The following is a 23274-nucleotide window of genomic DNA, read 5'->3' on the forward strand; positions in this document are numbered from 1 at the left end:
GCAGATCATGACCAAGGCACTCGTCGCCATGCAGGTTCGCGCGCAGAAGGCGCTGGAGAGCCGCGAGAGCGGCCAGGGAACGCTGGAGTACGTCGGCATGATCGTGGCGGTCGCCGTGATCGTGGGGGCCGTCGTCCTGGCGCTGAACAACCAGAAGCTGGGCGACAAGGTCACCACCGCGTTCAGCAAGGCGTTCCCCGGCTGATCGACGCACCGACCCGGCCGGTGGGTCGCTCGGGAGGCACAGGGCCTCGAGCGGCCCACCGCCGCGTGCCAGGGCAGACGGACTACAGCGCGGAGGTACGGCGGTGAGCACGAAGGTGCTGCGGGCGCGGCTGAGGCGGCCGACCGGGGACGACGGCCAGGCAGTGACCTGGCTGATCGTGGTCGGCCTGCTCGGCATGGGCATGCTCGCCATGAAGCTCGCGCTGCCCCTGGCCGAGGGAGGGGATCGGCTGGGGAAGGGCCAGACCGGCGCGGAGAGCGCCGCGCTGGCCGGCGCGAAGGACATCAGGTCGAACGTCGTGCTTCAGCTGCTGCGCGACGTGACCAGCGAGGACGACTTCCAGCACCGCACCTCCAGCACCTGTAGCAGTTGGGGGTCGGACGCCGCGGCGGACCTGGCCCAGCGCAACGACGAGGACGTCGTCTCCTACTGCTACGACTTCCGGGACGACCGGGTCCGGGTCACCGTGCACAGCAGGACGCCGACCTCGACCGGCCACCGCGTCGAGGCGAAGGCGGAGGCGAAGGTCGGCATGCCCTGGGGGAGCTGCCGCTTCGCCGACCGCCCCACGCCGTCGACGACGACCACGCCGCCGGCCCCGTCGCCCACCACACCCACCACACCTGCCACACCCACCACACCGCCACCGCCCCCGGACGTGGACCTGCCGCTGGACTGCGGGCCCTTCTCACTGCACTTCGTGATCGACGGCGACACCGGCAAGCTACGGCTCGAGAACGCGGACGACCTGCTGGATCGGCTGGAACCGCGGCTGACCCGGTGACGTCGTAGCAGGAGCGAGCCGCTGGTACCGTCGCGGCGGGACGAACTGGACATGCGGTCGGCGAACCGACCGCACGGGAGGGTGACACGTGATTCGGCGAACATCGTCGCTTGCCGCCTTGGGCGGACTGCTGGCGCTGGCCCTGCTGGGCCCCGCTGCCGGGGTCGCTGCCGCGGCCCCGGTGGACGACGTCCCCGTGGCCGGGTCGTTCGACTTCTCGCCGAACCGCTCGGCGCAGGACGGGCAGCTGCGCGGCGTGGTGAACGCGGTCCGCCGGATCGACGGCGGCACGGTCGTGTACTGGAGCATCGGGCTGCCCCAGGGCGCGAAGGACGTCGTGGTCGGGCCGCAGACGCTGAACGACATCTCGGTGCTCGACAAGTCCGGCTACCGGCCCGGCGACGTCTTCAACGTCGACGTGATCGACCCGGTCGGGCTCAAGCGCTACCGGCCGATGGTGTCGGGGGACGCCTGCCTGTGCTCGCGCTACCAGGACTTCGAGGTCAGCAGCTTCGCCCCGGGCACCCTGTACGCCGGCTACGCGGTCGTCCCGCCGCTGCCGGCCTCGGTGACCTCGGTGTCGGTGATGGCGTTCGGGGCCGCGGTCAGCGACGTCCAGGTGGGCGACGGCGCCCTGACCCCCGTCTCCCCGCAGGGCAAGGGGATCGTGGAGCTGACGACGGGCTGGCCGACGGTGCCGACCGACGCCATCGCCGCCGTCGGTAACCCGGGCAGCTTCATCCTGCCGCTGCAGGAGCGCACGAGCGACCTGGAGAAGACGGTCCGCAAGACCGAGACGCCGACCAAGGTGACGGTCGACCTGGCCGCCGACGTCCTGTTCGCCACGGACAGCGCCAAGCTCAGCCCCAGGGCCGCCAGCAAGATCGACGCCGTCGGCAAGGACATCGCCGCCCGGGGGACCGGCACGGTCACGGTGACGGGGTACACCGACTCGACCGGCTCGCCGGCCCACAACCTCGTGCTGTCCCGCCAGCGGGCGGACGCGGTGCTCGCCGCGCTGAAGCCGGTCGCGGGTGGCGACGTGACGTTCGAGGCCGCCGGCCGGGGCGAGGCCGATCCGGTCGCGACCAACGCCACCGCCCAAGGGCGCCAGGAGAACCGCAGGGTCACCATCACCTACTCCGTGAAGGGCAAGTGACGATGACCAGGCACCTGCTGCGCTCCGTCGCGCTCCCCGTCACGGTGCTCGCCCTGGTCGCCGGGCTGGCCGCCTGCTCCGGGGACGACGACAAGAAGTCGTCCGGCCAGACCAGCCCCGGCGCCTCGGCGTCGCCGAGTGGGCAGTCGGCCGACCAGCTGGCCCAGCAGCTGCTGGCGACGGCCACCGCCTCGCCGCCCATCGCGTCCGCGCAGGCGAACGTGCAGCTGAACCCGCAGCTGAGCGGCAGCACGCCCCTGGCGCTCACCGCGGACGTCATCGAGGTCAGCGCCGCCGACACCATGACCGTGCTGCACTGGCGGTTGCGCAGCACCAGTGGCGACTCGGTCCAGCCGAGTGGCACCTGGTTGAACGGCGGCACCGCCGGCTCCGACACCAGCCAGGTCGCCATGGTGGACACCGCGGGCAAGCTGCGGCTGCTGCCCTTCAAGACCGACACCGGCGACTACGCCACCGGCTGCATCTGCTCACCGATGCCGCGCGACGTCGACGGGACCGGCGTGGACATGTACGCCACCTACCCGGCGCTGGCCGCCTCGGCGACCACGGTGGACGTGGCGCTCCCGCAGTTCCCGGTGATGAAGGGCGTGAAGGTCACTCGCTGACCCGCTCGGTTGGTTGGTCCGGGGCCCTGCCCAGGGCCCGTAGAGTTGAGGTCATGCCCGCACGAACCGTCGCCCTCGTCACCCTCGGCTGCACCCGCAACGAGGTGGACTCCGAGGAGCTCGCGGGGCGGCTGGAGGCCGAGGGCTGGACGCTCGTGGACGATGCCGAGGCGGCCGACGTCGCGGTGGTCAACACCTGCGGCTTCGTCGAGTCCGCGAAGAAGGACTCGGTCGACGCGCTGCTGGAGGCCAGCCAGCTCAAGGACGACGCCTCGGCGCGCACCCAGGCCGTCGTCGCGGTGGGCTGCCTGGCCGAGCGCTACGGCAACCAGCTCGCCGAGTCGCTGCCGGAGGCCGACGCGGTGCTCGGTTTCGACTCCTACGCCGACATGTCCGCGCACCTGGACTCGATCCTGCACGGTGGGCGACCGGCGTCCCACGTCCCGCGGGACCGCCGCACGCTGCTGCCGCTGACCCCGGCCAGCCGGCAGGACGCCGCCGGGGACCAGCTCGTCGCCGTCCCGGGCCACGCGAACGCGCCGGACCTGCCCGCGGGGGTCGCGCCGGCGTCCGGGCCCCGGGTGCTGCGCCGACGGCTCGACGGCCGCCCGTGGGCGCCGCTGAAGATCGCGTCCGGCTGCGACCGGCGGTGCGCGTTCTGCGCGATCCCGGCCTTCCGCGGCGCGTTCCTGTCCCGTCGTCCTGCGGACGTGCTCGCCGAGGCCCGCTGGCTGGGCGAGCAGGGCGTGCGCGAGATCTTCTTGGTCAGCGAGAACTCCACGTCGTACGGCAAGGACCTCGGCGACCTTCGGCTGCTCGAGACGATGCTGCCCGAGCTGGCGGCCGTCGAGGGCGTGGACCGGGTGCGGGTGTCCTACCTGCAGCCTGCCGAGATGCGTCCGTCACTGCTGGAGGCGATGGCCTCCACGCCGGGTGTGGTGCCGTACTTCGACCTGTCGTTCCAGCACGCCGCGGGGCCGCTGCTGCGCCGGATGCGCCGCTTCGGCGGCACCGAGTCGTTCCTCACCCTGCTCGAGCAGGTGCGAGCGGCCGCGCCGCTGGCGGGGGTTCGGTCGAACGTGATCGTCGGCTTCCCCGGGGAGACCGAGGACGACGTCGACGAGCTCGAGGAGTTCCTGACCGAGGCCCGGCTGGACGTCGTGGGGGTGTTCGGCTACTCCGACGAGGACGGCACGGAGGCCGAGTCCTACGACGGGAAGCTGCCGTCCGACGTCGTGGCCGACCGGGTCAACCGGCTGACCGACCTGGTCGAGCAGCTGACCGCCCAGCGCGCCGAGGAGCGGGTGGGGGAGCGCGTCGAGGTACTCGTCGAGCTCGTCGAGGACGGCGAGGCCGAGGGTCGCGCGGCGCACCAGGGCCCGGACGTCGATGGTGTCGTGCGGCTACCCGCCGGCGGTCTCCAGGTGGGTGACCTCGTCCCCGCCGTCGTGACCGGCAGCGAAGGGGTCGACCTGCTCGCCGAGCTGGCCCGGTAGCGGCCCGTCAGGTCGCGGTGTAGCCGTTGGGTGTGCTCACCGGGGCGCGATCGTCGGCTGCCACGCGCGTGCAGGCGACGGCGACGAGCACGAGCCAGAGCATCAGGTCGGCTACCGCGGTCGCGGGGCCGGCGTCCAGCACGAGCTGGGTGACGAAGCTCCGACCGCTCCACGAGTAGGGGTTGATCAGGTAACCGAGGGTGGCACCGGCGAGGACGCTCGGGTAGAGAGCGGTGGCGGCGATCCGCGGCTGCCGGTCCAGGACCGAGGGCAGCACGAGAGCCAGCAGAACGGCGACCATCAGCGAGCGCAGGACGATGTCCAGGGTCACCTGGTTCTTGGGCGTGGAGATGATGCCGGCGACCAGGGCGATGGCCGTCGACCCGAGTCCCGTCACGAGTGCCGTGACGGCGACGGCGCGCAGGTCGATCCGGTGCTGGGGCGGTGTGGTCATGCGTTCCTCCTGCTCTGTGCTTGGCGGCGCCCCCTGGCAGCCAGGCCGATGGTTCCGATGATCAGGGCGCCGATCCCGGCGAAGGCCAGCAGGCCGGTCAGCACGAGTCGCGGGGTCCTGTTGTCCTGGGTGACGAGCACGCTCTGCAGGTGCGGTCCGCTGCAGGTCAGCGTGCGGTCGTCCGTCCAGCCGTGCTTGATGGAGACGAAGGGGCGGTAGGTCACGTCGTCCCGGACGGTCTTCGCACCGCCCAGGATCGGGCTCGTGCGGTTGTCGCCGGGGGAGACCCGGCAGGCGTCGTCCAGCGTGGTCTGCGCGTCGTCCTTGGTCGCGACCAGCACCGTGAGCCCGGCACTGGTCGCCTCGTCGGACAGGGTCAGCGCCGTGCCCGCCGGGCCCTGGGCGAGCACGGTCGTCCCGGTGCCCAGCACGGACAGCCCGCTCACCACGGCCGCGACCAGCATCAGCAGGCCGACCACGACCAGCACCGGGCCGAAGATCCTGGCCGGGCGGACCCCGGCCTCGACGAAACCGCTCATCGTCGCGTGCTCACCCACCGCATCCGGTCCAGGGGACGAACTTCGTGCCGTCCCAGTACTGGCCGCCGGTCGCGGTCCGGCTGTTGGTGGCGACCTCGACCTTGCCGCCGACCTTGGCGATCGCCTCGGCGTCGAAGTTGGCGCCGTTGGTGCTGCTCTCGTGGTCGTACGACTGCTCGGTGATGAAGCCCCGGGCCTGCGCGGCGTGCGCGAAGGCGGTCGTGGCGCCCAGCAGGTCGGGTGCGCCGGCGACCTGGGTGGCCAGCCCCGGCGGCACGTTGATCCCGGCCACCTCGGGCATGCCCATCGCGGTCAGGAAGCGGTCGGCCAGCACCCGGTCCGAGTCGTTCTTGACCGGCAGCTCCACGGTCCGCTCCACGTAGCCGCTGTGGTCGACGTCGTCACTCTCCAGGGTGTCCTCGTTGGCGTCCGCCTCGCCCGCCATGATCGAGCGGACCCGCACCGCGGTGATGTTGCCCTTGGCGTCGCGCTCGATCTCGATGATCGCGGTGACCTCGCCCTCGGCCTTCGCCTTGGCGAGCTGGTAGCTCGAGTCGTCCTCGTCGCCGCCGAGGACCGACGCCTGGGCGTAGCCGTCGACCGAGGCCCGCAGGTACTCCGTCGTGGAGCCGTCGCGCTTCTTCTGGTAGCCGAGGATCTCCTTGACCCCGGCGCCGGCGGCCGCGCTCGCGGTCCCGAGCGTCGCGTTGGCGTCCGCGTCGAGCGAGATGCCGCCCTCGACGAACTCCGCGTCGGGGGTCGGCAGCGGGTGGTCCTGCCCGACGATGCCCTCGGCGTGGTCGAGCAGCCACCGGCCCGGGCCGCTGTCGCCGGCGACCTGGTCGTCCGCGACGTCCTGGGCGTGCGCCACGATCAGCTTGTTCAGGTCGTCCTCGTTCTTGACGTAGAACACCTGACCCGCACCGAAGGTCGCGGTCGCGCTCGCCTCGGCCTTGGCGGCGGCACCGTACTTGTTGTCGTCCACCGTGACGGTGACGTCGAAGCCGACGCCGGCCTCCACCCCCACTCCGCTGCTGCTCGACCGGGTGACGCGGTAGGTGCCGTCGCTGAGCTGGTCCACCTGGAACTTCTCGCCGTTCGACAGCGTCACCACGAAGCTGACCTCGGCGTTCGCGTCGTAGCCATCGCTCTTGACGACGCACGGGGCGGTCGGCTTGTGCTCCTGGGCAGTCGTCCGGGCCGGGGCGCAGTCGCCCTGACCGAGGGTGAACACCAGGCAGAACGCGCGCTGGACGTTGTCGCTGAAGACCGGGCTGGCCGCGATCAGCACGCCGACCACGGCGGCGACGAGCAGGGCGACGCCGGCGATCATGCCGGTGGTCTCCAGGGACGCGGCGCCGTCGTCCCGACCCATGGCCCGCCGGATGCGCGGCATCGCCTTCGCCTGGCTCATCGAGGCCCCCCGTCCGCTGGTGTGGTCACCGGACCATCCTGTCGGTCGCCCGGCGCCGTGGCGTGGGTCCTGGTACCCGGTTCGGGCCCATCGTGGTTGGGTCTGGTGGGGCCGTTCGCGTGCCTATAGTGGACGTCGAGCCGCAGTCGGACGTCGTCCGGCGGCTCTTTCCGTTCCGTCGAGGGGGATCGTCCGCATGCTGCGCAGGACTGCTCTGCTGCTCGTTCTCGGTGTCGTCGCGGTGACGACCGCGGGGTGCAGCGGCGACGGTGGGTCGTCGTCCCAGCCGGCCGGGAAGCCGACCGCCACGCCAGCGGTCACCCCGGGGGCCGCGCCCGCCGATACGAAGTCCGTGACCGTGGGCCCGATCAGCATCGCGGTGCCCACCACGATGACGCTGTTGAGCGGGCTGAGCGCCCAGCCGGGCCAGACCGTGGTCGGCTACCGGACCGCCGCCCCTGGCGCCGACGGGCGTTCCGGCGCGCTGGTCGTGACGACGTCCGTGGATGCCACCCGGACCGCGCAGGCCGAGGCCGAGGCGCTGGCCAAGGCCAAGGTGGACCTGCACCAGGCCAAGGACGTCCAGGTGGCACCGGTCACCTGGCCCGGCCTGGACAGCGCCTACACCGTGACCTACGAGGACGCCTCCGGCACGGCGGCCGGGCAGCAGCCCCTGCACACCCTCGTGCTGATCGGCACCACCGCCGACAAGAAGGGCGTCAACGTGACGGCCAAGGCGCCCCCGGACGTGTTCACCAGCCAGTCGTTCGCGCAGATCGTCGGCTCGGTGCGCGCGGCGGGCACCAGCAGCTGAGCACGCGGGTCCCCGGCGTCCGCACCGGCGTGACGTAGGGTGACGGCGTGACAGCGTCGACGCCGCGGCCCTCAGCCGCAGAGCCGGCCCCGACGCCCGTCCCCGTGACCATCTGGAACGTGGCCAACGCCCTCACCGGGCTGCGTCTGGTGCTGGTGCCGGTCTTCGGGGTGCTCCTGCTGCACGACGACGGGACGCAGGCGGGGTGGCGGGTCGCCGCCTTCGTCGCCTTCTTCGTCGCCTCCATCACCGACCGCTTCGACGGCGAGCTGGCCCGCAAGCGCGGCCTGGTCACCGACCTCGGCAAGATCGCCGACCCGATCGCGGACAAGGCGCTCACCGGGATGGCGCTGATCGGGCTGTCCCTGCTCGGCGAGCTGCAGTGGTGGGTCACCATCGTCGTGCTGGTCCGCGAGGTGGGCATCACCGTGCTGCGCCTCGTCGTGATCCGGCACGGCGTGATGCCGGCCAGCCGCGGCGGCAAGATCAAGACCTTCGTCCAGGCCCTGGCGATCGGGCTCTACGTCCTGCCGCGCGACGTCATCCCGCTCGAGGTCGCTCAGGTGGTGATGGCGGTCGCCGTGGTGATCACGGTGGTGACCGGGCTGGACTACGTGGCCCGGGCGGTCCGGCTGCGCCGCACCAGCCCGCGGGCCGCCGCCAAGCGCGCTCGCCGGCAGGCCGGTGGCTGAGGAGCGGGTGGCTGAGGAGCGGGTGGCTGAGGACCCCGAGGCCGCCCGGCTGGTGTCGCTGCTGACTGCGGCGAGGCTGACCGTCGCGACCGCGGAGTCGCTGACCGGCGGGCTGTTGGCCGGGGCGGTCACCGCCGTGCCCGGCGCCTCCCAGGTCTTCCGTGGTGGCGTGGTCGCCTACGCCACCGACCTGAAGCACGACCAGCTCGGCGTGGACGCGGACCTGCTGGCGGGGGTCGGTGCCGTGCACCCTCGGGTCGCGGCCGCGATGGCGGACGGGGCGCGGCGCCGGCTCGGCGCCGACCTCGGGCTGGCCACCACGGGGGTCGCCGGACCCGATCCGCAGGACGGCCACCCACCCGGGGTCGTGTGGGTCGGTCTGGCGGACGCGCGGGGATCGTGGGCCGTCGACGCGACCACCGACGGAGCCGCCGGGCGCGCGGGTGTGCGGGCCGCCACGGTGCGCGCGGCGCTCGCCGCCGCCGTCCGGCTGCTGACCGGGGAAGATCCGCCAGCCGCCCACCGTTAGTCCGTTCGGCGTGCCGTGCCGCAGGGGGCACGCTGTGGCTGCGACCGACGAGGTACGGTGGTCGTTGCAGGGCGAGTACGTGCCGGGGTCGAACGGCCGCGGGCACCCGAGAGGGACCAGGGAGGCGTCATGGTGCTGCTCCGTCAGGAGATCGGTGATGTGCTGCGCGAGCAGCGCCAGCAGCAGAGCCGCACCCTGCGCGAGGTCTCGGCCAAGGCCCGGGTCTCCCTGGGGTACCTCAGCGAGGTCGAGCGGGGCCAGAAGGAGGCGTCCAGCGAGCTGCTGGCCTCGATCTGCGGCGCACTGGACTTCCCTCTCTCCCGCGTCCTCAGCCAGGTCAGCGAGCGGGTGGCGGACGCCGAGCGCGTCGTCACCTCGGGTCAGCCGCACGTCGCGGCGCTGCCGGTGAGCCCGCAGACCATCAGCAACAGCCTGGTCAGTGCGGCCTGACGGTCGCTAGACCGGCAGCACGCTCGCGCGGATCGTCGCGCCCTCGTCGCGGGACGGGTAGGACGTCTGCGTCCCTTCCCGACTGACGCTCCACGACGCGCACGCGCAGCCCAGCCGGGCGGCCTCGACCGCACCCAGACCCTCGGCGAGGCCGACGGCAAAGGCGCCGACGAAGCCGTCGCCGGCCCCGGTGGTGTCCACCGCGCTCGTCGGCGGAGCAGGCACCCGGTGCACGGCGCCCTCGACCAGCACGCTCGCGCCGTCCGGGCCCAGGGTCACCACGACCGCGCACCCCAACGCCCGGCCCAGGGCCTGCACCTGGGCGTCGTCGTGCGCGTCCGCGTCGTCCGCGCCGCAGATCCCGTGCTCCACGGCGAGCTCAGCGAACTCGACCTCGTTGGGTGCCACCCAGTCGGCCGCAGCCAGCAGGTCGGGCTGGACGGACGAGTACGGCGCCGGGTTGAGCACCGTGACCGCGCCACGGCGCCGTGCCGCGGCCAGTCCGGCTGCGGTGGCGGCCTGGGGAACCTCGAGCTGCCCCACCACGACCTGGACCTCGTCAAGCCCTTCGACGGCCGTCGCGGCGTCCGGTGCCGTCAGCGCCGCGTTGGCGCCGGGGACCACGATGATCCGGTTGGTGCCGTCCGCCTCGACCCAGATGGGTGCCACGCCGCTCGGGCCGGGTCGGCGCGCCAGGTGCCCGACGTCCACGCCCTCGTCCGCGAGGTGGCGGTGGTACGCCTCCCCGTAGGCGTCGTCCCCCAGGCACCCCACGAACACCACGCGGGCGCCGAGCCGGCTCGCCATGACGGCCTGGTTCGCGCCCTTGCCGCCAAACCCCACCACGAAGCGGTCGCCGACGACGGTCTCACCGGCCGCGGGCGCGCGCGCCACGTACGTCACGAGGTCCGTCATCGTGCTGCCGACTATGGCGATCACCGGGGAGGTCATGGCGGTGATCCTGCCGCAGGTGGCTGGCAGTGCGGGCAGAAGAACGCGACCCGCTCGCGCGGGGCGCTGCCGATCGGCTCGACCCGGATCGGCGTGCCACACCGTCGGCACGGCTGGCGTGCCCTGCCGTGCACCCAGCTGGTGGCACCACGGCGGGTGTCGCCGGTCGTGCTCTGCACCGCCCGGTCGACGTTCGAGCGCATCAGGGCGCCGATCCGTTCGAGCAGCCGGTCGCGACGACGGACGTCGGCGACGGGCGTCCAGGGGCTGGTGCCGTGCAGGAAGAGGCTCTCGGCCATGTACAGGGTGCCGACCCCGGCGAGCACCCGCTGGTCCAGCAGCGCGTCCCCGATGCGGCGGTCCGGCTGCCCGTCGAGGGTGGCGAGGACCACGGCGGCGTCCCAGTCCGGGCCGAGCACGTCCGGACCCAGATGGCCGACCAGCGTGTCCTCCTCGGCCGTCGGGACCAGGTCGAGCATGCCGAGCCGGTGTCCGACCGCCGTCCACTCGTCGTTGGCCAGGATCGCTCGGACCCCGTCGGCGCCGCGGGCCGACGTCCACGGCCCGCCCGTGCGGTGGACGTGCCACGAGCCTTCCATGCGCAGGTGGCTGTGCAGCGTCCGCGGCGTGCTGCCGGTGACCCTGATGAGCAGGTGCTTGCCGCGCGGAACGACCTCGCGCACGGTGCGGGCGCTCAGGTCGACGGTGGCCAAGGAGGGCCACCGCAGGTCACTGAGCACCAGGGCACGGCCGGCCAGGGCGGCGTGCAGGCGGTGCGCCGTGCGCGCGACGACGTCACCCTCGGGCACGTCAGCGCCTCAGCCGCAGGCCCCGCGGGGTGGCGTGGAACCCCGCGGCCTCCAGCGCCGCCACCATCGGGTGCCCCGAACCGAGCAGGCCAGCGCCGTCGGCGCGTTCCACCGTGAGCTTGCCCAAGGCGCCCTCGCGGACCGCGAGCGCCAGCGCGTCGGCCGCGGCGGACAGGTGCTGCTCGTCCTCGGTGAAGGAGAGCAGCGTCCGGCCCCCGCGCTCCACGTAGAGCACCAGGTCGCCGTCGTGCAGCACCACCAGGGCGCCGGCCTTGCGACCGGGGCGGTGCTGCGCGGCCGATCCCGCCGGTGCTTCGCCGCTCGCGGTGCGCTCGGGCCACGGCAGGGCGGCGCCATAGGGGTTGGCGGGGTCGGCCGCAGCGATGACGAGGGTCTGGGCGGGCCCGGCCTCGAGCGCGCGCAGCCGGTCCACCGGGCCCGTTGTGGCGAACTGGGCGGCGCCCAGCCCGTCGACGTAGTAGCCCCGACGGACCCGCCCGGCGTCCTCGAACGCCGACAGCACGCGGTAGACGGCTGCGAAGCCTCCCGGGGCTCCCTCGGCGGTCACGGCGCCTCGGGTCAGGACGCCGTGCCGGTCCAGCAGGGTCTCGGCCAGGGCAGCGGCCCGTGCGGTGGGCTCGAGGTCGACCGGAGGGAGCAGGGACCAGCGGCCGGCCGTGCCGGGGGGGCCGGTGCGGCTCGGCATCGCGGCTCGCCCCGGGATGCTGGGGCGGCCGGTGACGGCTGCCGGGCCCGAGACCGAGCCGCGCGACGTCGCGTACCGGCTGCGGCGGGGGCCGACCCGGGCGGGGCGGTGCGCCGTCCGGCCACCGGAGAGCCGAGCCCGCAGCGGCGCCACGGTGTCGCCGGTGACTCGGGCCGACCAGACCAGCTCCCACAACGCCACGGCGAGACCGGCGTCGTCCGTCGACCCGACCGTGTCGGACAGGGAGCGGAAGAAGAACGCGCCCCCGCTGGACAAGGCGTCCAGTACCGCCTCGTGGGTGCTGTTGAGCTCCAGCTCGGCTGGTGCAGGCAGGGTCAGCGGGGCGCCATCGGCGAGGTGCAGGGACACCCAGCCGTCGTCGCCGGGCAGTGCGCCGTGCCCGCACCACAGCACCTCGCCGGAGGAGGTGAGCTCGTCCAGCAGCGCGGGGCCGTACCCGGCGACGCGGTGCGGCAGGACCAAGGTCTCGATCGCGCTGGCCGGCAGCACGGCGCCGTCCAGCTGCTCGATCGCGCGCAGCAGCCCGGCGACGCCGCGGCCGTGCCGCCCGGCGAGCCCCTGCCACTGCGGCAGGAACCGGGCCAGGTCGCGGGCCGGTACCGGCTCGACCTGCTGGCGCAGGGCGGCGAGCGACCGGCGGCGCAGCGTGCGCAGCACCTCGGCGTCGCACAGCTCGAGCCCCTGGCCGCTCGGCCGCAGCTCACCCTCGACGAGCCGTCCGTTGCCGACCAGCCGGGCGGTCGCGGCCCCAGCCACGGCAGGCCCGAGCCCGAAGCGTTCGGCGACCTCGGCGATCGTGAACGGCGTGTGGGTCCGTGCGAAGCGGGAGACCAGCTCGCCCAGCGGATCGGCCACGGGCGCGAGGAACACCTCGGCGATGCCCACGGGCAACGGCGCCCCGAGGGCGTCCCGCAGCCGCCCGGCGTCCTCGACGACGGCCCACCGCTGGTCACCGGCGATGCGCACCCGGATCACCCGTCGCGAGGCCTCCAGGGACTCCAGCCACTGGGTGACCTCGGCCTCGTCGGCCGGGCCGGCCCGGGCCGCCACCTCGGCGGTGGACAACGGGCCGAGGACGCGCAGCAGGTCCGCCACGTCCTCCCCGTGCCGGGCCGCCCGCTCCGGCAGCAGGTGCTGCAGCTCGCGTTCGGTCCGCTCGACCGCCGCTGGGTCGAGCAGGTCACGCAGCGCGGCGCCCTCGCCGCGACCGAGGAGCTCGGACAGCAGGGTCGGGTCCAGCGCGAGGGCGGCGGCCCGCCGCTCGGCGAGAGGTGAGTCGCCCTCGTAGAGGAACTGCGCGACGTACCCGAACATCAGGCTGCGGGCGAAGGGCGACGGCTGGGTCGACTCGATCTCGACGACCTGGACCCGGCGTGCGGTGATGTCGCGCATCAGGTCGGCCAGCCCGGGCACGTCGAACACGTCCTGCAGGCACTCACGAACCGTCTCGAGCACGATCGGGAAGTCGGCGTAGCCGCTGGCGACCTCGAGCAGCTGGGCGCTGCGTTGCCGCTGCTGCCACAGGGGCTGACGCTGGCCCGGGCGGCGTCGGGGCAGCAGCAGGGCTCGCCCGGCGCACTCGCGGAAGCGGGAGGCGAACAGCGCGGACCCGCCGATCTGCTCAGTGATGAGGTCGTGCACGTCGTCCGGGTCGAAGGTCACCAGGGACGCCACGTCGATGGCCGGACCGTCGTCCAGCTCGACGTCCGGAAGGCGCAGCACCAGCCCGTCGTCTCCGTGCATCGCCTGCACGTCCACCCCGAACCGTTCGCGCATCCGCGCGCTCACCGCCAGTGCCCAGGGTGCGTGCACCTGGGCGCCGAACGGGGAGTGCACGACCACGCGCCAGTCGCCCAGCTCGTCCCGGAACCGTTCGACCACGATGGTCCGGTCGTCCGGGAGGTGTCCGCACGCCTCGCGCTGCTCCTCCAGGTAGGCGAGCAGGTTGTCCGTGGCCCAGTCGTCGAGGCCGGCTCGCCGCACCCGTTCGCGGGCGGCGTCCGGCGCCAGCGCACCGACCTCGCGGACGAACGCGCCGACCGCGCGACCCAGCTCGGCCGGTCGACCGAGCGAGTCGCCGTGCCAGAACGGCAGCTTCCCGGGTTGGCCCGGCGCCGGGGTGACGAGCACCCGGTCGTGGGTGATGTCCTCGATCCGCCAGGAGGAGGACCCCAGGGTGAAGACGTCGGAGACCCGGGACTCGTAGACCATCTCCTCGTCGAGCTCGCCGACCCGCCGTCCGGGCCCGTCTCCGGACGCCAGGAACACGCCGAACAGGCCACGGTCGGGGATGGTGCCGCCACTGGTCACGGCCAGGCGCTGCGCGCCGGGGCGGCCCGTCAGCAGGTCCGCGTGCCGGTCCCACACGAGCCGAGGCCGCAGCTCGGCGAACTCCTCGCTCGGGTACCGGCCCGCCAGCATGTCCAGCACCGCTTCGAGGACGTGCCGGGTCAGCGTGCCGAACGGCGCGGCCCGGCCGACCAGGGCGGCCAGGTCGTCGACCGACCAGTCGTCCATCGCGCACATCGCGACCACCTGCTGGGCGAGCACGTCCAACGGGTTCGCCGGGACGCGCAGCGCCTCGATCGCACCAGCTCGCATGCGCTCCACCACCACGGCGGTCTGCACGAGGTCGCCACGGAACTTGGGGAAGAGGACGCCGCGCGAGACCGCGCCCACCTGGTGCCCGGCCCGGCCGACCCGCTGCAGCCCGGATGCCACGCTCGGCGGCGACTCGACCTGCACCACGAGGTCCACCGCGCCCATGTCGATGCCGAGCTCGAGCGAGCTGGTCGCCACCACGGCAGGCAACCGCCCCGCCTTGAGGTCCTCCTCGATGATCGCCCGCTGCTCCTTGCTCACCGACCCGTGGTGAGCGCGAGCGAGCACCGCCGGGGCGCCGTGACTGGCGCCGGCCTGCGCCATGAGCTGGGCCGGGGTCCGGGCGGTCGTGGACGCCGGGGCCGAGCTCGGTTCGGAGTCCGTGGCCGCGTCGAGCCGCTCCTGCCACACCTCGTTGAGCCGTGCCGTGAGGCGCTCGGCGAGGCGGCGCGAGTTGGCGAACACCAGTGTGGAGGAGTGGTCGGCCACCAGGTCGACGACCCGTTCCTCGACGTGCGGCCAGATGGACGTCCGGGCCGGGTCGCCCGCCGCCGGACCCTCGAGGTCCCCGGTCGGCTCGCCGATGGCGCCGAGGTCCGGCACCGGCACGACGACCCGCAGGTCGAACTGCTTCTCGGACGGCGGCTGAACCACGGTCACCGGCCGCCCGCCGGCCAGGAACCGTGCCACCTCGTCGACCGGGCGCACGGTGGCCGACAGGCCGATGCGCTGGGCCGGCTCCGGCAGCAGGGCGTCCAGCCGCTCGAGGGACAGCGCGAGGTGCGCGCCCCGCTTGGTGCCCGCGACGGCGTGCACCTCGTCCAGGATCACCGTCTGCACCCCGGCCAGGGCCTCCCGGGCCTGCGAGGTGAGCAGCAGGAAGAGCGACTCCGGGGTCGTGATGAGCACGTCGGTGGGCGTGCGCGCGAACAACCGGCGGTCCTTGGCGGACGTGTCGCCCGAGCGGAGCCCGACGCTCACCTGCGGCTGCGGGAGGCCGAGCCGCGACGCCGCGTGGCCGATCCCGGTGAGTGGGCCGCGCAGGTTGCGCTCGACGTCCACCGCCAGCGCCTTGAGCGGCGAGACGTACAGCACCCGGCAGCGGCGCAGTACCTCGGCCGGCGGCGGCTCGCTCGCGAGCCGGTCGAGCGCCCACAGGAAGGCGGACAGCGTCTTGCCCGAGCCGGTGGGTGCCACCACCAGGGCGTGCTGGCCGGTGCTGATCGCGTCCCACGCGCCGACCTGCGCGGACGTCGGCGCGGCGAACGCCCCGCGGAACCACTCGCGGGTGGCGGGGGAGAAGCGGTCCAGGACGTCCGGCACGTCCCTGATGGTGTCACCGACCGCCGACAACGGCCCACGTGCGATGCTGGCGCGCGTGCGACACAGCGAGTTCTGGCAGCTGATGGAGGAGGAGTTCGGCCCCGGCTACGCCCGGACCGTGGCCCGCGACCAGGTCGTCGCGGCGCTCGGTGGCCGCACCGCCGAGCAGGCGCTCGCCGACCACGTGTCCCCGCGGGACGTCTGGCTGGCCCTCTGCGACGCCATGGACGTCCCGCTCGAGCACCGTTGGGGTCGGGAGAAGAACCGCAAGGCGCACGGCTGAACGGTCAGTAGACCCAGACGGTGCGACCGATCGGCGCCAGCCCCGACGACCACAGGAAGTCGATCGCGCTGTTGGACAGGCGCACGCAGCCGTGCGACGCCGGGTACCCGGGGATGCTCGGCGAGCCGTGCAGGGCGTACCCGCCGGTGAAGTACTTGGGGCGCCACAGCTCGCCGAGCCGGCTGACCCGCAGGCCGTCGATCTGGCGCTGCACGCTGAACCGGCCCTCGGGCGTCACGGCGACGTAGGTGTGGCCGTCCGAGGTGTAGTTCTGCCCGCTCCCGGTGGAGGTGTTCAGCACGTACTTGAGCTGGCCACCGCTGACCACCAGGACGAGCTGACGGGCCTTGTCGACCTCGATGGCGGACCCGGACGTCGTCCGGGCGTGCGGGCGCACGCCACTGTCGAGCGCCTTCTTGGTCTTGGGCCCTAGGACCCCGTCCCGGCCGAGTCCGGCGGCCTTCTGCAGGGCCATCACGGCCTGACTGGTGTTCGAGCCGTACTCGCCGTCGGCCGTGCCGAGCCAGTAGCCGAGCGCGGCCAGCTTCTTCTGCGCCGCGAGCACGAACGGTCCGCTCATCCCCGGGCGCAGGGTCGTCTGCTCGGTGACGGCCGGCTTGGTCGCGGTGGCGGTGGTGGACGGAGCGGCCGTCGAGGTCGGGTTCGCCGTCGACGTCCCCGTGGGTGCCGACGTGGCGCTCGTGGTGGGGCTCGACGTGGCGGTGGTGGACGGCGCCGAGGTCGCGCTCGGGGTCGCGCTGGGGGTCGACGAGGTACTCGAGGTGGTGCTCGAGGAGCTGGACGACGGCTGCGCGGCCGGGCTGGCGCTGTCACCCTCGGCTGGTCCGCAGCCCGTCGCGAGGACGGCCACCGTGGCGGCGATCGCGGCCAGCGTGAGCGGACGTCGCGCCCGCGAGGTGATCGCGGTGCGTGTGGTGTGCGGCCCCTGCGGCATGAGCTCCCCGTTCGATCCTGGTCGTTGCGGTCAGGTGTACAGACGCCTGACCTCCGCGGCCGGTTGCATCGAGCGTACGCAAGCCCCGCACCGGAACGGTGAGGGCGCGCGCGATCTGGCCAGACCGTTATCGAGGTGCGGGCTGTCGGTGGGCCTGGTTAGGGTCGCTCGGGTGAGCGAACTGGGGGACAGGTCGAGCATCTCGAGCAGGTCGAACGGGGAGGACGTCGCGTGACGCTTGAGCAGTCGGGTTCGTCGGGTCCGGTGGGGCGGGACGAGCCGACCGCCGACCCGCTCATCGAGGCCACCGGGCTGCGCAAGCAGTTCGGCGAGTTCACCGCGGTGGACGGCATCGACGTGCAGGTGCAGCGCGGTGAGGCGTTCGGGTTCCTCGGACCGAACGGGGCCGGCAAGTCCTCCACGATGCGGATGATCGGTTGCGTGTCGCCGCCCAGTGGCGGTGAGCTGCGGATCCTCGGGATGGACCCGCGCTCGGACGGCGCCCGGATCCGTGCGCGGCTGGGGGTCGTCCCGCAGCAGGACTCGCTGGACGGTGAGCTGACCGTCCGCGACAACCTGCTCATCTACGGCCGGTACTTCGGCCTCTCGCGCGCCGAGTGCCGGGTGCGAGCGGACGAGCTGCTCGAGTTCGCGAACCTCACCGAGCGAGCCGACGCGATGGTCGAGCCCCTGTCCGGTGGGATGAAGCGCCGGCTGACCATTGCCCGGGCACTCATCAACCGTCCCGAGATCCTGCTGCTGGACGAGCCGACGACGGGACTGGACCCACAGGCGCGACACGTCCTGTGGGACAGGCTGTTTCGGCTGAAGCGACAGGGCGTCACGCTCGTGCTGACCACGCACTACATGGACGAGGCCGAGCAGCTCTGCGACCGGCTGGTCGTGATGGACGGCGGCCGGATCGTCGCCGAGGGCACACCGAGGTCGTTGATCGAGACGTGGTCGACCCGCGAGGTGCTCGAACTGAGGTTCGACGACGAGGACCTCACACCGCACGCCGAGAAGCTAGACGGCGTCGCCGACCGCATCGAGGTCCTGCCGGACCGCCTGCTGCTGTACGTCGACGACGGTGAGGAGGCGACGGTCGCGGCCCACCAGCGTGGCGTGCAGCCCCTGTCCTCGTTGGCCCGACGCAGCACCTTGGAGGACGTGTTCCTCCGCCTCACCGGGCGGACGCTGGTGGACTGATGGACGCGACCGGCACGATCTCCCGACCAGGCCCGGCGCCACAGCCCGTGGACGGTGGGCCGCACCCGTCGCTGCGCGTGCTGGAATACTTCGTGGTGCTCTCGCGCCGCACGTTCCGCGGCACGATCTTCGGCAGCTTCCTCTCGCCGCTGCTCTACCTGGTGGCCATGGGCTACGGCCTGGGCTCACTGGTGGACGGGGCCAGCAGCTCGGGGGTCGACGGCGTGCCCTACGTGCAGTTCATCGCGCCGGGCGTCCTGACCGCCACGGCCATGCAGACCGGGGTGTTCGACTCCTCGTACTTCGTGCTCGGTGCGATCAAGTGGAGCCGTCAGTTCCACGCGATGCTGGCCACCCCGGTCGGGGTCTGGGACGTCGTGACGGGCCACCTGTCCGGGACCACGCTGCGCGCCCTGTTCAGCGGGGCCGTGTTCCTGGCGGTCGCCGCGGTGCTGGGCGCCATCCCGTCCTGGACGGGCGTGTTCGCGCTCGTCGCGGTCGTGCTGGTCACCCTGGCCTACGCCGGGCCGATGTTCGCGATCGCCGCGCGCGCTGAGACCGACACGTCGTTCACCCTGGTGTTCCGGCTGGGCCTCGTGCCGATGTTCCTGTTCTCCGGGACGTTCTTCCCGGTCGACCAGCTGCCCGGCTGGATGCAGCCCATCGCCTACGTGATCCCGTTGTGGCACGGGTCCTCCCTGGCCAGGGACGCCACGCTCGGCACGATGTCGCTCTGGCCCGACCTCGCCCACGTGGCGTACCTGCTGCTGTGGGTGGTCGTCGGCGCCTACCTCGCCCACCGCACGCTGCGCCGTCGGATGGTGGTCTGATGGCCGCCCTCGCCCTGGCCGGGGTCGTGGTGGAGCGGAACGTGCTCACCTACCGCCGCCAGTGGGTGGCGTTCCTCACCGGGTTCCTGGAGCCGGTCTTCTACCTGTTCTCGCTGGGTATCGGCCTGGGTGCACTGATCGGCGACGTGACGTTGGCCAACGGCCAGACGGTCACCTACGCCCAGTTCATGGCGCCGGCGATGCTCGCCATGTCGGCGATGAACGGTGCCGTCTTCGACGCGACGTACAACATGTTCTTCAAGCTCAAGTACATGCACACGTTCGACGCGATGCTGGCCACGCCGGTCGGGCCGCGGGACATCGCGATCGGCGAGATGCTCTGGTCGCTGATGCGCGCGGGCTGCTACGTCGTCGGCTTCCTGGTGATCTCGGTGGCGATGGGGCTGACCACCAGCTGGTGGGCGGTGCTGGCGCTACCGGCCGCGACGCTGATCGGGTTCGTGTTCTCGGCCGTCGGCATGGCGGCGACCACGTGGATCCGCAACTTCCAGGACTTCGACTACATCCAGATGGCGCTGGTGCCCCTGACTCTGCTGTCCGGCACGTTCTTCCCGGTCGACACGTACCCGGGCGCGCTGCGCTGGTTGGTCGAGCTGTCCCCGCTGTACCACGGCGTGGTGATCGAGCGGGCGCTCTGCCTGGGCGACGTGTCCTGGTCGCTGCTGGGCAACGTGGCGGTTCTGCTGGCGATGGGCGCCGTCGGCCTGGCCGTGACGCGTCGCCGACTGGCCGCGCTGCTGCTGAAGTAGCTCAGCTCGCGGCCGAGCCCCGCACCTGCAGGCTGTCCAGCAGCCGCTCGGTGGCCTGTGCGACCTCCTGGACGGCGGCCTGGAACGCCTCCGCGTTGTGCGAGGCGGGCTGGCGGAAGCCGCTGATCTTGCGCACGTACTGCAGCGCGGCGGCCTGGACGTCGGACGGGCCGACGTCGTGCGTGTAGGGCTCACGGAGGGTCTTGATGCTGCGGCACATGGGACGAGCCTACGTCCCTTCGACACGCCGGGACAGGTTCCCCGGGATCGAACACCTGTTCGGTAGTGTCGTCCACAGGTGTCCGGGTCAGTCCCACGATCCACAGATCGCGACCGGCTCGGGCGCGTTGTCGGTGGGGTCGCCTAGCGTCCTCCTCGATGACAACACGACGTAGCGGTCGGCAGTCCCGACCCGAACCCCGAGGTGGAAACATGCCCGCTCCCGCAGACCGCGAGAAGGCGCTCGACACGGCGCTCGCGCAGATCGACCGACAGTTCGGCAAGGGCTCGGTCATGCGCCTCGGCGACGAGGTCCGCGCCCCGATCGAGGTGATCCCCACCGGGTCGGTGGCCCTCGACATCGCGCTCGGCATCGGTGGCCTGCCGCGCGGTCGCGTGGTCGAGATCTACGGCCCGGAGTCCTCCGGTAAGACGACCGTCGCGCTGCACGCCGTCGCGAACGCGCAGAAGGCCGGCGGGATCGCGGCCTTCATCGACGCCGAGCACGCGCTCGACCCGGAGTACGCGCAGAAGCTCGGGGTGGACACCGACGCGCTGCTGGTCTCCCAGCCCGACACCGGTGAGCAGGCGCTCGAGATCGCGGACATGCTGATCCGCTCCGGCGCACTCGACATCATCGTCATCGACTCGGTGGCGGCGCTCGTGCCCCGCGCCGAGATCGAGGGCGAGATGGGTGACAGCCACGTGGGTCTGCAGGCGCGGCTCATGTCCCAGGCGCTGCGCAAGATCACCGGCGCCCTGAGCAACTCCAAGACGACGGCGATCTTCATCAACCAGCTGCGCGAGAAGATCGGCGTGATGTTCGGCTCGCCCGAGACGACGACGGGTGGCAAGGCGCTGAAGTTCTACGCGTCCGTCCGGCTCGACGTGCGTCGCATCGAGACGCTGAAGGACGGCACGGACCCGGTCGGCAACCGCACCCGGTGCAAGGTCGTCAAGAACAAGATGGCCCCGCCGTTCAAGCAGGCCGAGTTCGACATCCTCTACGGCCAGGGGATCTCCCGCGAGGGCGGCCTCATCGACATGGGGGTCGAGCAGGGCTTCGTCCGCAAGTCCGGCGCCTGGTACACGTACGAGGGCGACCAGCTGGGTCAGGGCAAGGAGAACGCGCGCTCGTTCCTGCGCGACAACCCCGACCTGACCAACGAGCTGGAGAAGCGCATCAAGGAGAAGCTCGGCATCGGCCCGCGGGTCGACGCGCCTGCCGAGGTCGCCGTGCCCGAGGCCAAGGTCGACTTCTAGCCCCGGCCCGATGGCACCTTCACGCCAAGCCCGTGCCCGAGGTGGGCGGCCCGGTTCGCCGAGCCAGCCCACCCCGGGCGGTACGGCGGACGAGACGCCGGACGCCGACCCCGAGTCGGTGGCCCGGTCGATCGTGCTCCGCCAGCTGACGATGGCGCCCCGTAGCCGGCAGCAGCTCGCCGACAAGCTCGCCCAGCGCGGCGCGCCGGACGACGTGGCCGAGCGGGTGCTGGACCGCTTCGAGTCCGTCGGGCTGGTCGACGACGCCGCCTTCGCGGACATGCTGATCCGTTCCCAGGTCGCCTCTCGCGGCCTGGGTCGTCGCGGGCTCGCTCACGAGCTGCGCCGCAAGGGCGTGGACGACGAGACCGCTCGCGCCGCGCTCGAGCAGGTCGACGACGACGATGAGGCCGAGACCGCGCGGGCGCTCGTGGCCCGCAAGGTACGCGCCACCCGCGGGCTGGACCGCGACAAGCGCATGGCTCGGCTGGCGGGCATGCTGGCGCGCAAGGGCTATCCGTCCGGCCTGACCATGACCGTGGTGCGGGAGGCGCTGGACGCCGACGCCGCGGCGACCGGCCACCCCGAGCGGGACTGAGCGGGACGGAGCGGGACTGAGCGGGAGCCGCCGGGTCAGGTCGTCGGTGCCGCGGCGTCCTCGAGCAGTGCCGTGGTCGTGGACCTGCGCGACCGGCGTGAGCGCTTCTCCAGCCAGCTCGCCAGCAGGCTCAGCACCACGCAGGTGGCGATGTAGACGGCCGCGACGATCAGGTAGGTGAGCACGTAGGGGAAGTCGAAGGCCCCGCGCCCGCCGATCTGCTTGGCCACGTACAGCAGCTCGTTGTAGGTGAGGATGAAGCCCAGCGCCGTGTCCTTGAGGAGCACCACGAGCTGGCTGATGATCGCCGGCAGCATGCTGCGCACGGCCTGGGGGAGCAGCACCTGCCGCATGACCTGGCCCTTGCGCAGACCGATGGCGTACGCCGCCTCGGACTGCCCGCGGGGCACCGCCACGATGCCGGCCCGGAAGATCTCCGCCAGCACCGAGCCGTTGTACAGCATCAGGCCCAGGATCACGGCCCACATCGGGCTCAGCCCCAGCCCGTACTCCAGCGACCCGTAGTAGAAGAAGAACATCAGGATCAGCAGCGGTATCGCCCGGAACAGCTCCACCAGGGTCGAGGCCGGCAGCCGCAGGAACCGGTGGTCCGACAGCCGCCCCGCGGCGAGCACGGCGCCGAGCAGCAGTGCCAGCACCGAGGCGATCGCCGCCGCCTTGAGGGTGGCGACGTAGCCGCGCAGCAGCTCGCGCTGCACCTCGGCGTACTGGAACTGCGCCACCCGTGCCTGCGAGAACTGGTCCGTCGCCAGCAGCCGCCACACGACGACCGCCACGAGCACGATGACCACCAGTGACGTGACCACCCCGAGCCCGAGGTGGCGGCGCTTCGCCCGCGGCCCCGGTGCGTCGTACAGCACCGTCGAGGTACTCATCGGCCCACCGCTGCCTTGCGCTCGGCGACGCGTTGCCCGACCGCCAACGGCACCACGAGCGCCACGAAGATGATCGCGATCCAAGTGTTCACGTACAGCTGGTTGGCGCCACGCTCGGACAGGTAGTCCGGCAGGGACCCCGCCTGCAGGACGTTCACCGCCGTGGCGATCGTGGTGTTCTTGAGCAGCGCGATCAGGACGCTGACCAGGGGCGGGATGCTGGCCCGCAGCGCCTGCGGAAGGACGACGAGCGAGAGCACCTGGCTGAACCGCAGCCCGATCGCCCGGGCCGCCTCGGCCTGACCCGTCGGCACCGTGTTGATGCCGGACCGGACCGCCTCGCAGACGAAGGCGGCCGTGTACAGGGTCAGCCCGAGGCAGGCTGCCGGGAAGTAGTCGATCGGGATGTCGAGCTTCGGCGCCGCGAACCCCAGGAAGACCAGCACCAGGGTGAGCGGGGTGTTGCGCACCACGTTCACGTACCCGGCGCCGAACAGGCGCATCGAGCGCACCGGCGACACGCGCAGCGACGCGACGACCGTCCCGAGCACCAGCGCGCCCACGCCGGCGATCAGGAACAGCTTGATCGTCGTCCAGAAGAACCGGGCGAACAGCGACGCGTTGTCACCCAGCACGGCGAGGAAGTCCGACACCGGC

26 protein-coding genes are annotated in these 23274 nt (G+C 72.6%); 16 read left to right on the forward strand and 10 right to left on the reverse strand.

Annotation, left to right across the window (positions count from 1 at the left end):
• The first annotated feature begins 7 nt into the window (after positions 1 to 7).
• The 5 genes from ABEB17_RS09335 (at position 8) to rimO (ending at position 4291) form a co-directional block, all read left to right on the forward strand.
• Positions 8 to 205 carry a hypothetical protein gene (locus tag ABEB17_RS09335; protein WP_345716430.1) on the forward strand — a complete coding sequence of 66 codons (198 nt, stop codon included), beginning with the start codon at positions 8 to 10 and terminating at the stop codon, positions 203 to 205.
• A 103-nt stretch (positions 206 to 308) separates the two neighbouring features.
• Positions 309 to 1010 (forward strand): hypothetical protein, encoded by a 702-nt coding sequence (locus ABEB17_RS09340; RefSeq protein ID WP_345716431.1) that lies wholly within the window; start codon positions 309 to 311, stop codon positions 1008 to 1010.
• A gap of 118 nt (positions 1011 to 1128) precedes the next feature.
• Complete coding sequence (locus ABEB17_RS09345; protein ID WP_345716432.1) at positions 1129 to 2169, forward strand: OmpA family protein; 1041 nt, start codon at positions 1129 to 1131, stop codon at positions 2167 to 2169.
• Between the two features lie 2 nt (positions 2170 to 2171).
• Positions 2172 to 2795, forward strand: a complete 624-nt coding sequence (locus tag ABEB17_RS09350; protein ID WP_345716433.1) for a hypothetical protein — start codon at positions 2172 to 2174, stop codon at positions 2793 to 2795.
• Positions 2796 to 2848: 53 nt separating this feature from the next.
• Positions 2849 to 4291, forward strand: a complete 1443-nt coding sequence (rimO, locus tag ABEB17_RS09355) for a 30S ribosomal protein S12 methylthiotransferase RimO (RefSeq protein ID WP_345716434.1) — start codon at positions 2849 to 2851, stop codon at positions 4289 to 4291.
• Between the two features lie 7 nt (positions 4292 to 4298).
• Here rimO and ABEB17_RS09360 read toward each other — a convergent pair whose 3' ends face one another.
• Genes ABEB17_RS09360 through ABEB17_RS09370 form a run of 3 tightly spaced genes read right to left on the reverse strand, consistent with a single transcriptional unit; the run spans position 4299 to position 6698 of the window.
• A complete protein-coding gene (locus ABEB17_RS09360; protein ID WP_345716435.1) occupies positions 4299 to 4745 on the reverse strand; it encodes a hypothetical protein in 447 nt (148 codons plus the stop codon).
• Entirely contained in the window at positions 4742 to 5284 is a 543-nt protein-coding gene (locus ABEB17_RS09365; RefSeq protein ID WP_345716436.1) for a hypothetical protein, read from the reverse strand. Before ABEB17_RS09365 ends, ABEB17_RS09360 begins: the two co-directional genes overlap by 4 nt.
• Before the next feature lie 10 nt (positions 5285 to 5294).
• On the reverse strand, positions 5295 to 6698 hold the full coding sequence (locus ABEB17_RS09370; protein WP_345716437.1) for a hypothetical protein: 1404 nt from the start codon (positions 6696 to 6698) through the stop codon (positions 5295 to 5297).
• 196 nt (positions 6699 to 6894) lie between these two features.
• On the opposite strand from ABEB17_RS09370, the gene ABEB17_RS09375 reads away from it, so the two are divergent.
• The 4 genes from ABEB17_RS09375 to ABEB17_RS09390 all read left to right on the forward strand — a co-directional run bounded on the left by ABEB17_RS09375 (position 6895) and on the right by ABEB17_RS09390 (position 9183).
• On the forward strand, positions 6895 to 7512 hold the full coding sequence (locus ABEB17_RS09375; protein WP_345716438.1) for a hypothetical protein: 618 nt from the start codon (positions 6895 to 6897) through the stop codon (positions 7510 to 7512).
• A 47-nt stretch (positions 7513 to 7559) separates the two neighbouring features.
• Positions 7560 to 8204, forward strand: coding sequence for a CDP-diacylglycerol--glycerol-3-phosphate 3-phosphatidyltransferase (pgsA, locus tag ABEB17_RS09380; RefSeq protein ID WP_345716439.1), 645 nt, complete (start codon positions 7560 to 7562; stop codon positions 8202 to 8204).
• Complete coding sequence (locus ABEB17_RS09385) at positions 8197 to 8733, forward strand: CinA family protein (RefSeq protein ID WP_425551682.1); 537 nt, start codon at positions 8197 to 8199, stop codon at positions 8731 to 8733. The genes pgsA and ABEB17_RS09385 overlap by 8 nt, the downstream gene beginning before the upstream one ends.
• A 129-nt stretch (positions 8734 to 8862) precedes the next feature.
• On the forward strand, positions 8863 to 9183 hold the full coding sequence (locus tag ABEB17_RS09390) for a helix-turn-helix domain-containing protein (RefSeq protein WP_345716440.1): 321 nt from the start codon (positions 8863 to 8865) through the stop codon (positions 9181 to 9183).
• 6 nt (positions 9184 to 9189) lie between these two features.
• Here the strand turns inward: ABEB17_RS09390 and ABEB17_RS09395 are convergent, their stop codons facing one another.
• Genes ABEB17_RS09395 through ABEB17_RS09405 form a run of 3 tightly spaced genes read right to left on the reverse strand, consistent with a single transcriptional unit; the run spans position 9190 to position 15594 of the window.
• A complete protein-coding gene (locus ABEB17_RS09395; RefSeq protein WP_345716441.1) occupies positions 9190 to 10134 on the reverse strand; it encodes a ribokinase in 945 nt (314 codons plus the stop codon).
• Positions 10131 to 10943, reverse strand: a complete 813-nt coding sequence (locus ABEB17_RS09400) for a DNA-formamidopyrimidine glycosylase family protein (protein ID WP_345716442.1) — start codon at positions 10941 to 10943, stop codon at positions 10131 to 10133. Before ABEB17_RS09400 ends, ABEB17_RS09395 begins: the two co-directional genes overlap by 4 nt.
• 1 nt (position 10944) lies before the next feature.
• A complete protein-coding gene (locus tag ABEB17_RS09405; protein WP_345716443.1) occupies positions 10945 to 15594 on the reverse strand; it encodes an ATP-dependent helicase in 4650 nt (1549 codons plus the stop codon).
• A gap of 55 nt (positions 15595 to 15649) precedes the next feature.
• Here ABEB17_RS09405 and ABEB17_RS09410 point away from each other — a divergent pair, with 55 nt between their 5' ends.
• On the forward strand, positions 15650 to 15877 hold the full coding sequence (locus ABEB17_RS09410; RefSeq protein ID WP_345716444.1) for a DUF3046 domain-containing protein: 228 nt from the start codon (positions 15650 to 15652) through the stop codon (positions 15875 to 15877).
• Positions 15878 to 15881: 4 nt separating this feature from the next.
• Here ABEB17_RS09410 and ABEB17_RS09415 read toward each other — a convergent pair whose 3' ends face one another.
• Positions 15882 to 16457, reverse strand: coding sequence for a L,D-transpeptidase family protein (locus ABEB17_RS09415; RefSeq protein ID WP_345716445.1), 576 nt, complete (start codon positions 16455 to 16457; stop codon positions 15882 to 15884).
• A 25-nt stretch (positions 16458 to 16482) separates the two neighbouring features.
• Between ABEB17_RS09415 and ABEB17_RS09420 the strand changes: the two genes are divergently transcribed.
• The 4 genes from ABEB17_RS09420 to ABEB17_RS09435 are packed head-to-tail and all read left to right on the forward strand — an operon-like array spanning position 16483 to position 19641.
• Positions 16483 to 17067 (forward strand): hypothetical protein, encoded by a 585-nt coding sequence (locus ABEB17_RS09420; protein WP_345716446.1) that lies wholly within the window; start codon positions 16483 to 16485, stop codon positions 17065 to 17067.
• Between the two features lie 29 nt (positions 17068 to 17096).
• The gene (locus ABEB17_RS09425) at positions 17097 to 18041 is read left to right on the forward strand and encodes an ABC transporter ATP-binding protein (RefSeq protein WP_345717315.1); all 945 of its coding nucleotides are present in this window, start codon (positions 17097 to 17099) and stop codon (positions 18039 to 18041) included.
• A complete protein-coding gene (locus tag ABEB17_RS09430; protein WP_345716447.1) occupies positions 18041 to 18871 on the forward strand; it encodes an ABC transporter permease in 831 nt (276 codons plus the stop codon). The genes ABEB17_RS09425 and ABEB17_RS09430 overlap by 1 nt, the downstream gene beginning before the upstream one ends.
• A complete protein-coding gene (locus tag ABEB17_RS09435; RefSeq protein ID WP_345716448.1) occupies positions 18871 to 19641 on the forward strand; it encodes an ABC transporter permease in 771 nt (256 codons plus the stop codon). Before ABEB17_RS09430 ends, ABEB17_RS09435 begins: the two co-directional genes overlap by 1 nt.
• 1 nt (position 19642) lies before the next feature.
• On the opposite strand, the gene ABEB17_RS09440 is transcribed toward ABEB17_RS09435, so the two are convergent.
• Positions 19643 to 19861 carry a DUF2277 domain-containing protein gene (locus tag ABEB17_RS09440; protein WP_345716449.1) on the reverse strand — a complete coding sequence of 73 codons (219 nt, stop codon included), beginning with the start codon at positions 19859 to 19861 and terminating at the stop codon, positions 19643 to 19645.
• 212 nt (positions 19862 to 20073) lie between these two features.
• Between ABEB17_RS09440 and recA the strand changes: the two genes are divergently transcribed.
• Both recA and ABEB17_RS09450 read left to right on the forward strand, forming a co-directional pair.
• Entirely contained in the window at positions 20074 to 21123 is a 1050-nt protein-coding gene (gene recA, locus ABEB17_RS09445) for a recombinase RecA (protein WP_345716450.1), read from the forward strand.
• Positions 21124 to 21133: 10 nt separating this feature from the next.
• Positions 21134 to 21721 (forward strand): regulatory protein RecX, encoded by a 588-nt coding sequence (locus tag ABEB17_RS09450; RefSeq protein ID WP_345716451.1) that lies wholly within the window; start codon positions 21134 to 21136, stop codon positions 21719 to 21721.
• 35 nt (positions 21722 to 21756) lie between these two features.
• Here the strand turns inward: ABEB17_RS09450 and ABEB17_RS09455 are convergent, their stop codons facing one another.
• Together ABEB17_RS09455 and ABEB17_RS09460 are read right to left on the reverse strand one after the other, a co-directional pair.
• Positions 21757 to 22617, reverse strand: coding sequence for an amino acid ABC transporter permease (locus tag ABEB17_RS09455; protein WP_345716452.1), 861 nt, complete (start codon positions 22615 to 22617; stop codon positions 21757 to 21759).
• On the reverse strand, positions 22614 to 23270 hold the full coding sequence (locus tag ABEB17_RS09460) for an amino acid ABC transporter permease (RefSeq protein WP_345716453.1): 657 nt from the start codon (positions 23268 to 23270) through the stop codon (positions 22614 to 22616). The genes ABEB17_RS09455 and ABEB17_RS09460 overlap by 4 nt, the downstream gene beginning before the upstream one ends.
• Positions 23271 to 23274: the final 4 nt, after the last annotated feature.

Origin of the sequence: Angustibacter luteus (genome assembly GCF_039541115.1) — a bacterium.
Lineage (GTDB): Bacteria > Actinomycetota > Actinomycetes > Actinomycetales > Angustibacteraceae > Angustibacter > Angustibacter luteus.

Bases quoted from the DNA above. Each gene is read 5' to 3' on its own strand.
- ABEB17_RS09430 (WP_345716447.1), top strand. From the start codon at position 18,041: ATGGACGCGACCGGCACGATCTCCCGACCAGGCCCGGCGCCACAGCCC.
- ABEB17_RS09375 (WP_345716438.1), top strand. From the start codon at position 6,895: ATGCTGCGCAGGACTGCTCTGCTGCTCGTTCTCGGTGTCGTCGCGGTG.
- ABEB17_RS09365 (WP_345716436.1), bottom strand. From the start codon at position 5,284: ATGAGCGGTTTCGTCGAGGCCGGGGTCCGCCCGGCCAGGATCTTCGGC.
- ABEB17_RS09370 (WP_345716437.1), bottom strand. From the start codon at position 6,698: ATGAGCCAGGCGAAGGCGATGCCGCGCATCCGGCGGGCCATGGGTCGG.
- ABEB17_RS09450 (WP_345716451.1), top strand. From the start codon at position 21,134: ATGGCACCTTCACGCCAAGCCCGTGCCCGAGGTGGGCGGCCCGGTTCG.
- ABEB17_RS09440 (WP_345716449.1), bottom strand. From the start codon at position 19,861: ATGTGCCGCAGCATCAAGACCCTCCGTGAGCCCTACACGCACGACGTC.
- ABEB17_RS09335 (WP_345716430.1), top strand. From the start codon at position 8: ATGACCAAGGCACTCGTCGCCATGCAGGTTCGCGCGCAGAAGGCGCTG.
- rimO (WP_345716434.1), top strand. From the start codon at position 2,849: ATGCCCGCACGAACCGTCGCCCTCGTCACCCTCGGCTGCACCCGCAAC.
- ABEB17_RS09455 (WP_345716452.1), bottom strand. From the start codon at position 22,617: ATGAGTACCTCGACGGTGCTGTACGACGCACCGGGGCCGCGGGCGAAG.
- ABEB17_RS09435 (WP_345716448.1), top strand. From the start codon at position 18,871: ATGGCCGCCCTCGCCCTGGCCGGGGTCGTGGTGGAGCGGAACGTGCTC.
- ABEB17_RS09360 (WP_345716435.1), bottom strand. From the start codon at position 4,745: ATGACCACACCGCCCCAGCACCGGATCGACCTGCGCGCCGTCGCCGTC.
- ABEB17_RS09415 (WP_345716445.1), bottom strand. From the start codon at position 16,457: ATGAGCGGACCGTTCGTGCTCGCGGCGCAGAAGAAGCTGGCCGCGCTC.
- ABEB17_RS09395 (WP_345716441.1), bottom strand. From the start codon at position 10,134: ATGACCTCCCCGGTGATCGCCATAGTCGGCAGCACGATGACGGACCTC.
- ABEB17_RS09350 (WP_345716433.1), top strand. From the start codon at position 2,172: ATGACCAGGCACCTGCTGCGCTCCGTCGCGCTCCCCGTCACGGTGCTC.
- ABEB17_RS09390 (WP_345716440.1), top strand. From the start codon at position 8,863: ATGGTGCTGCTCCGTCAGGAGATCGGTGATGTGCTGCGCGAGCAGCGC.
- recA (WP_345716450.1), top strand. From the start codon at position 20,074: ATGCCCGCTCCCGCAGACCGCGAGAAGGCGCTCGACACGGCGCTCGCG.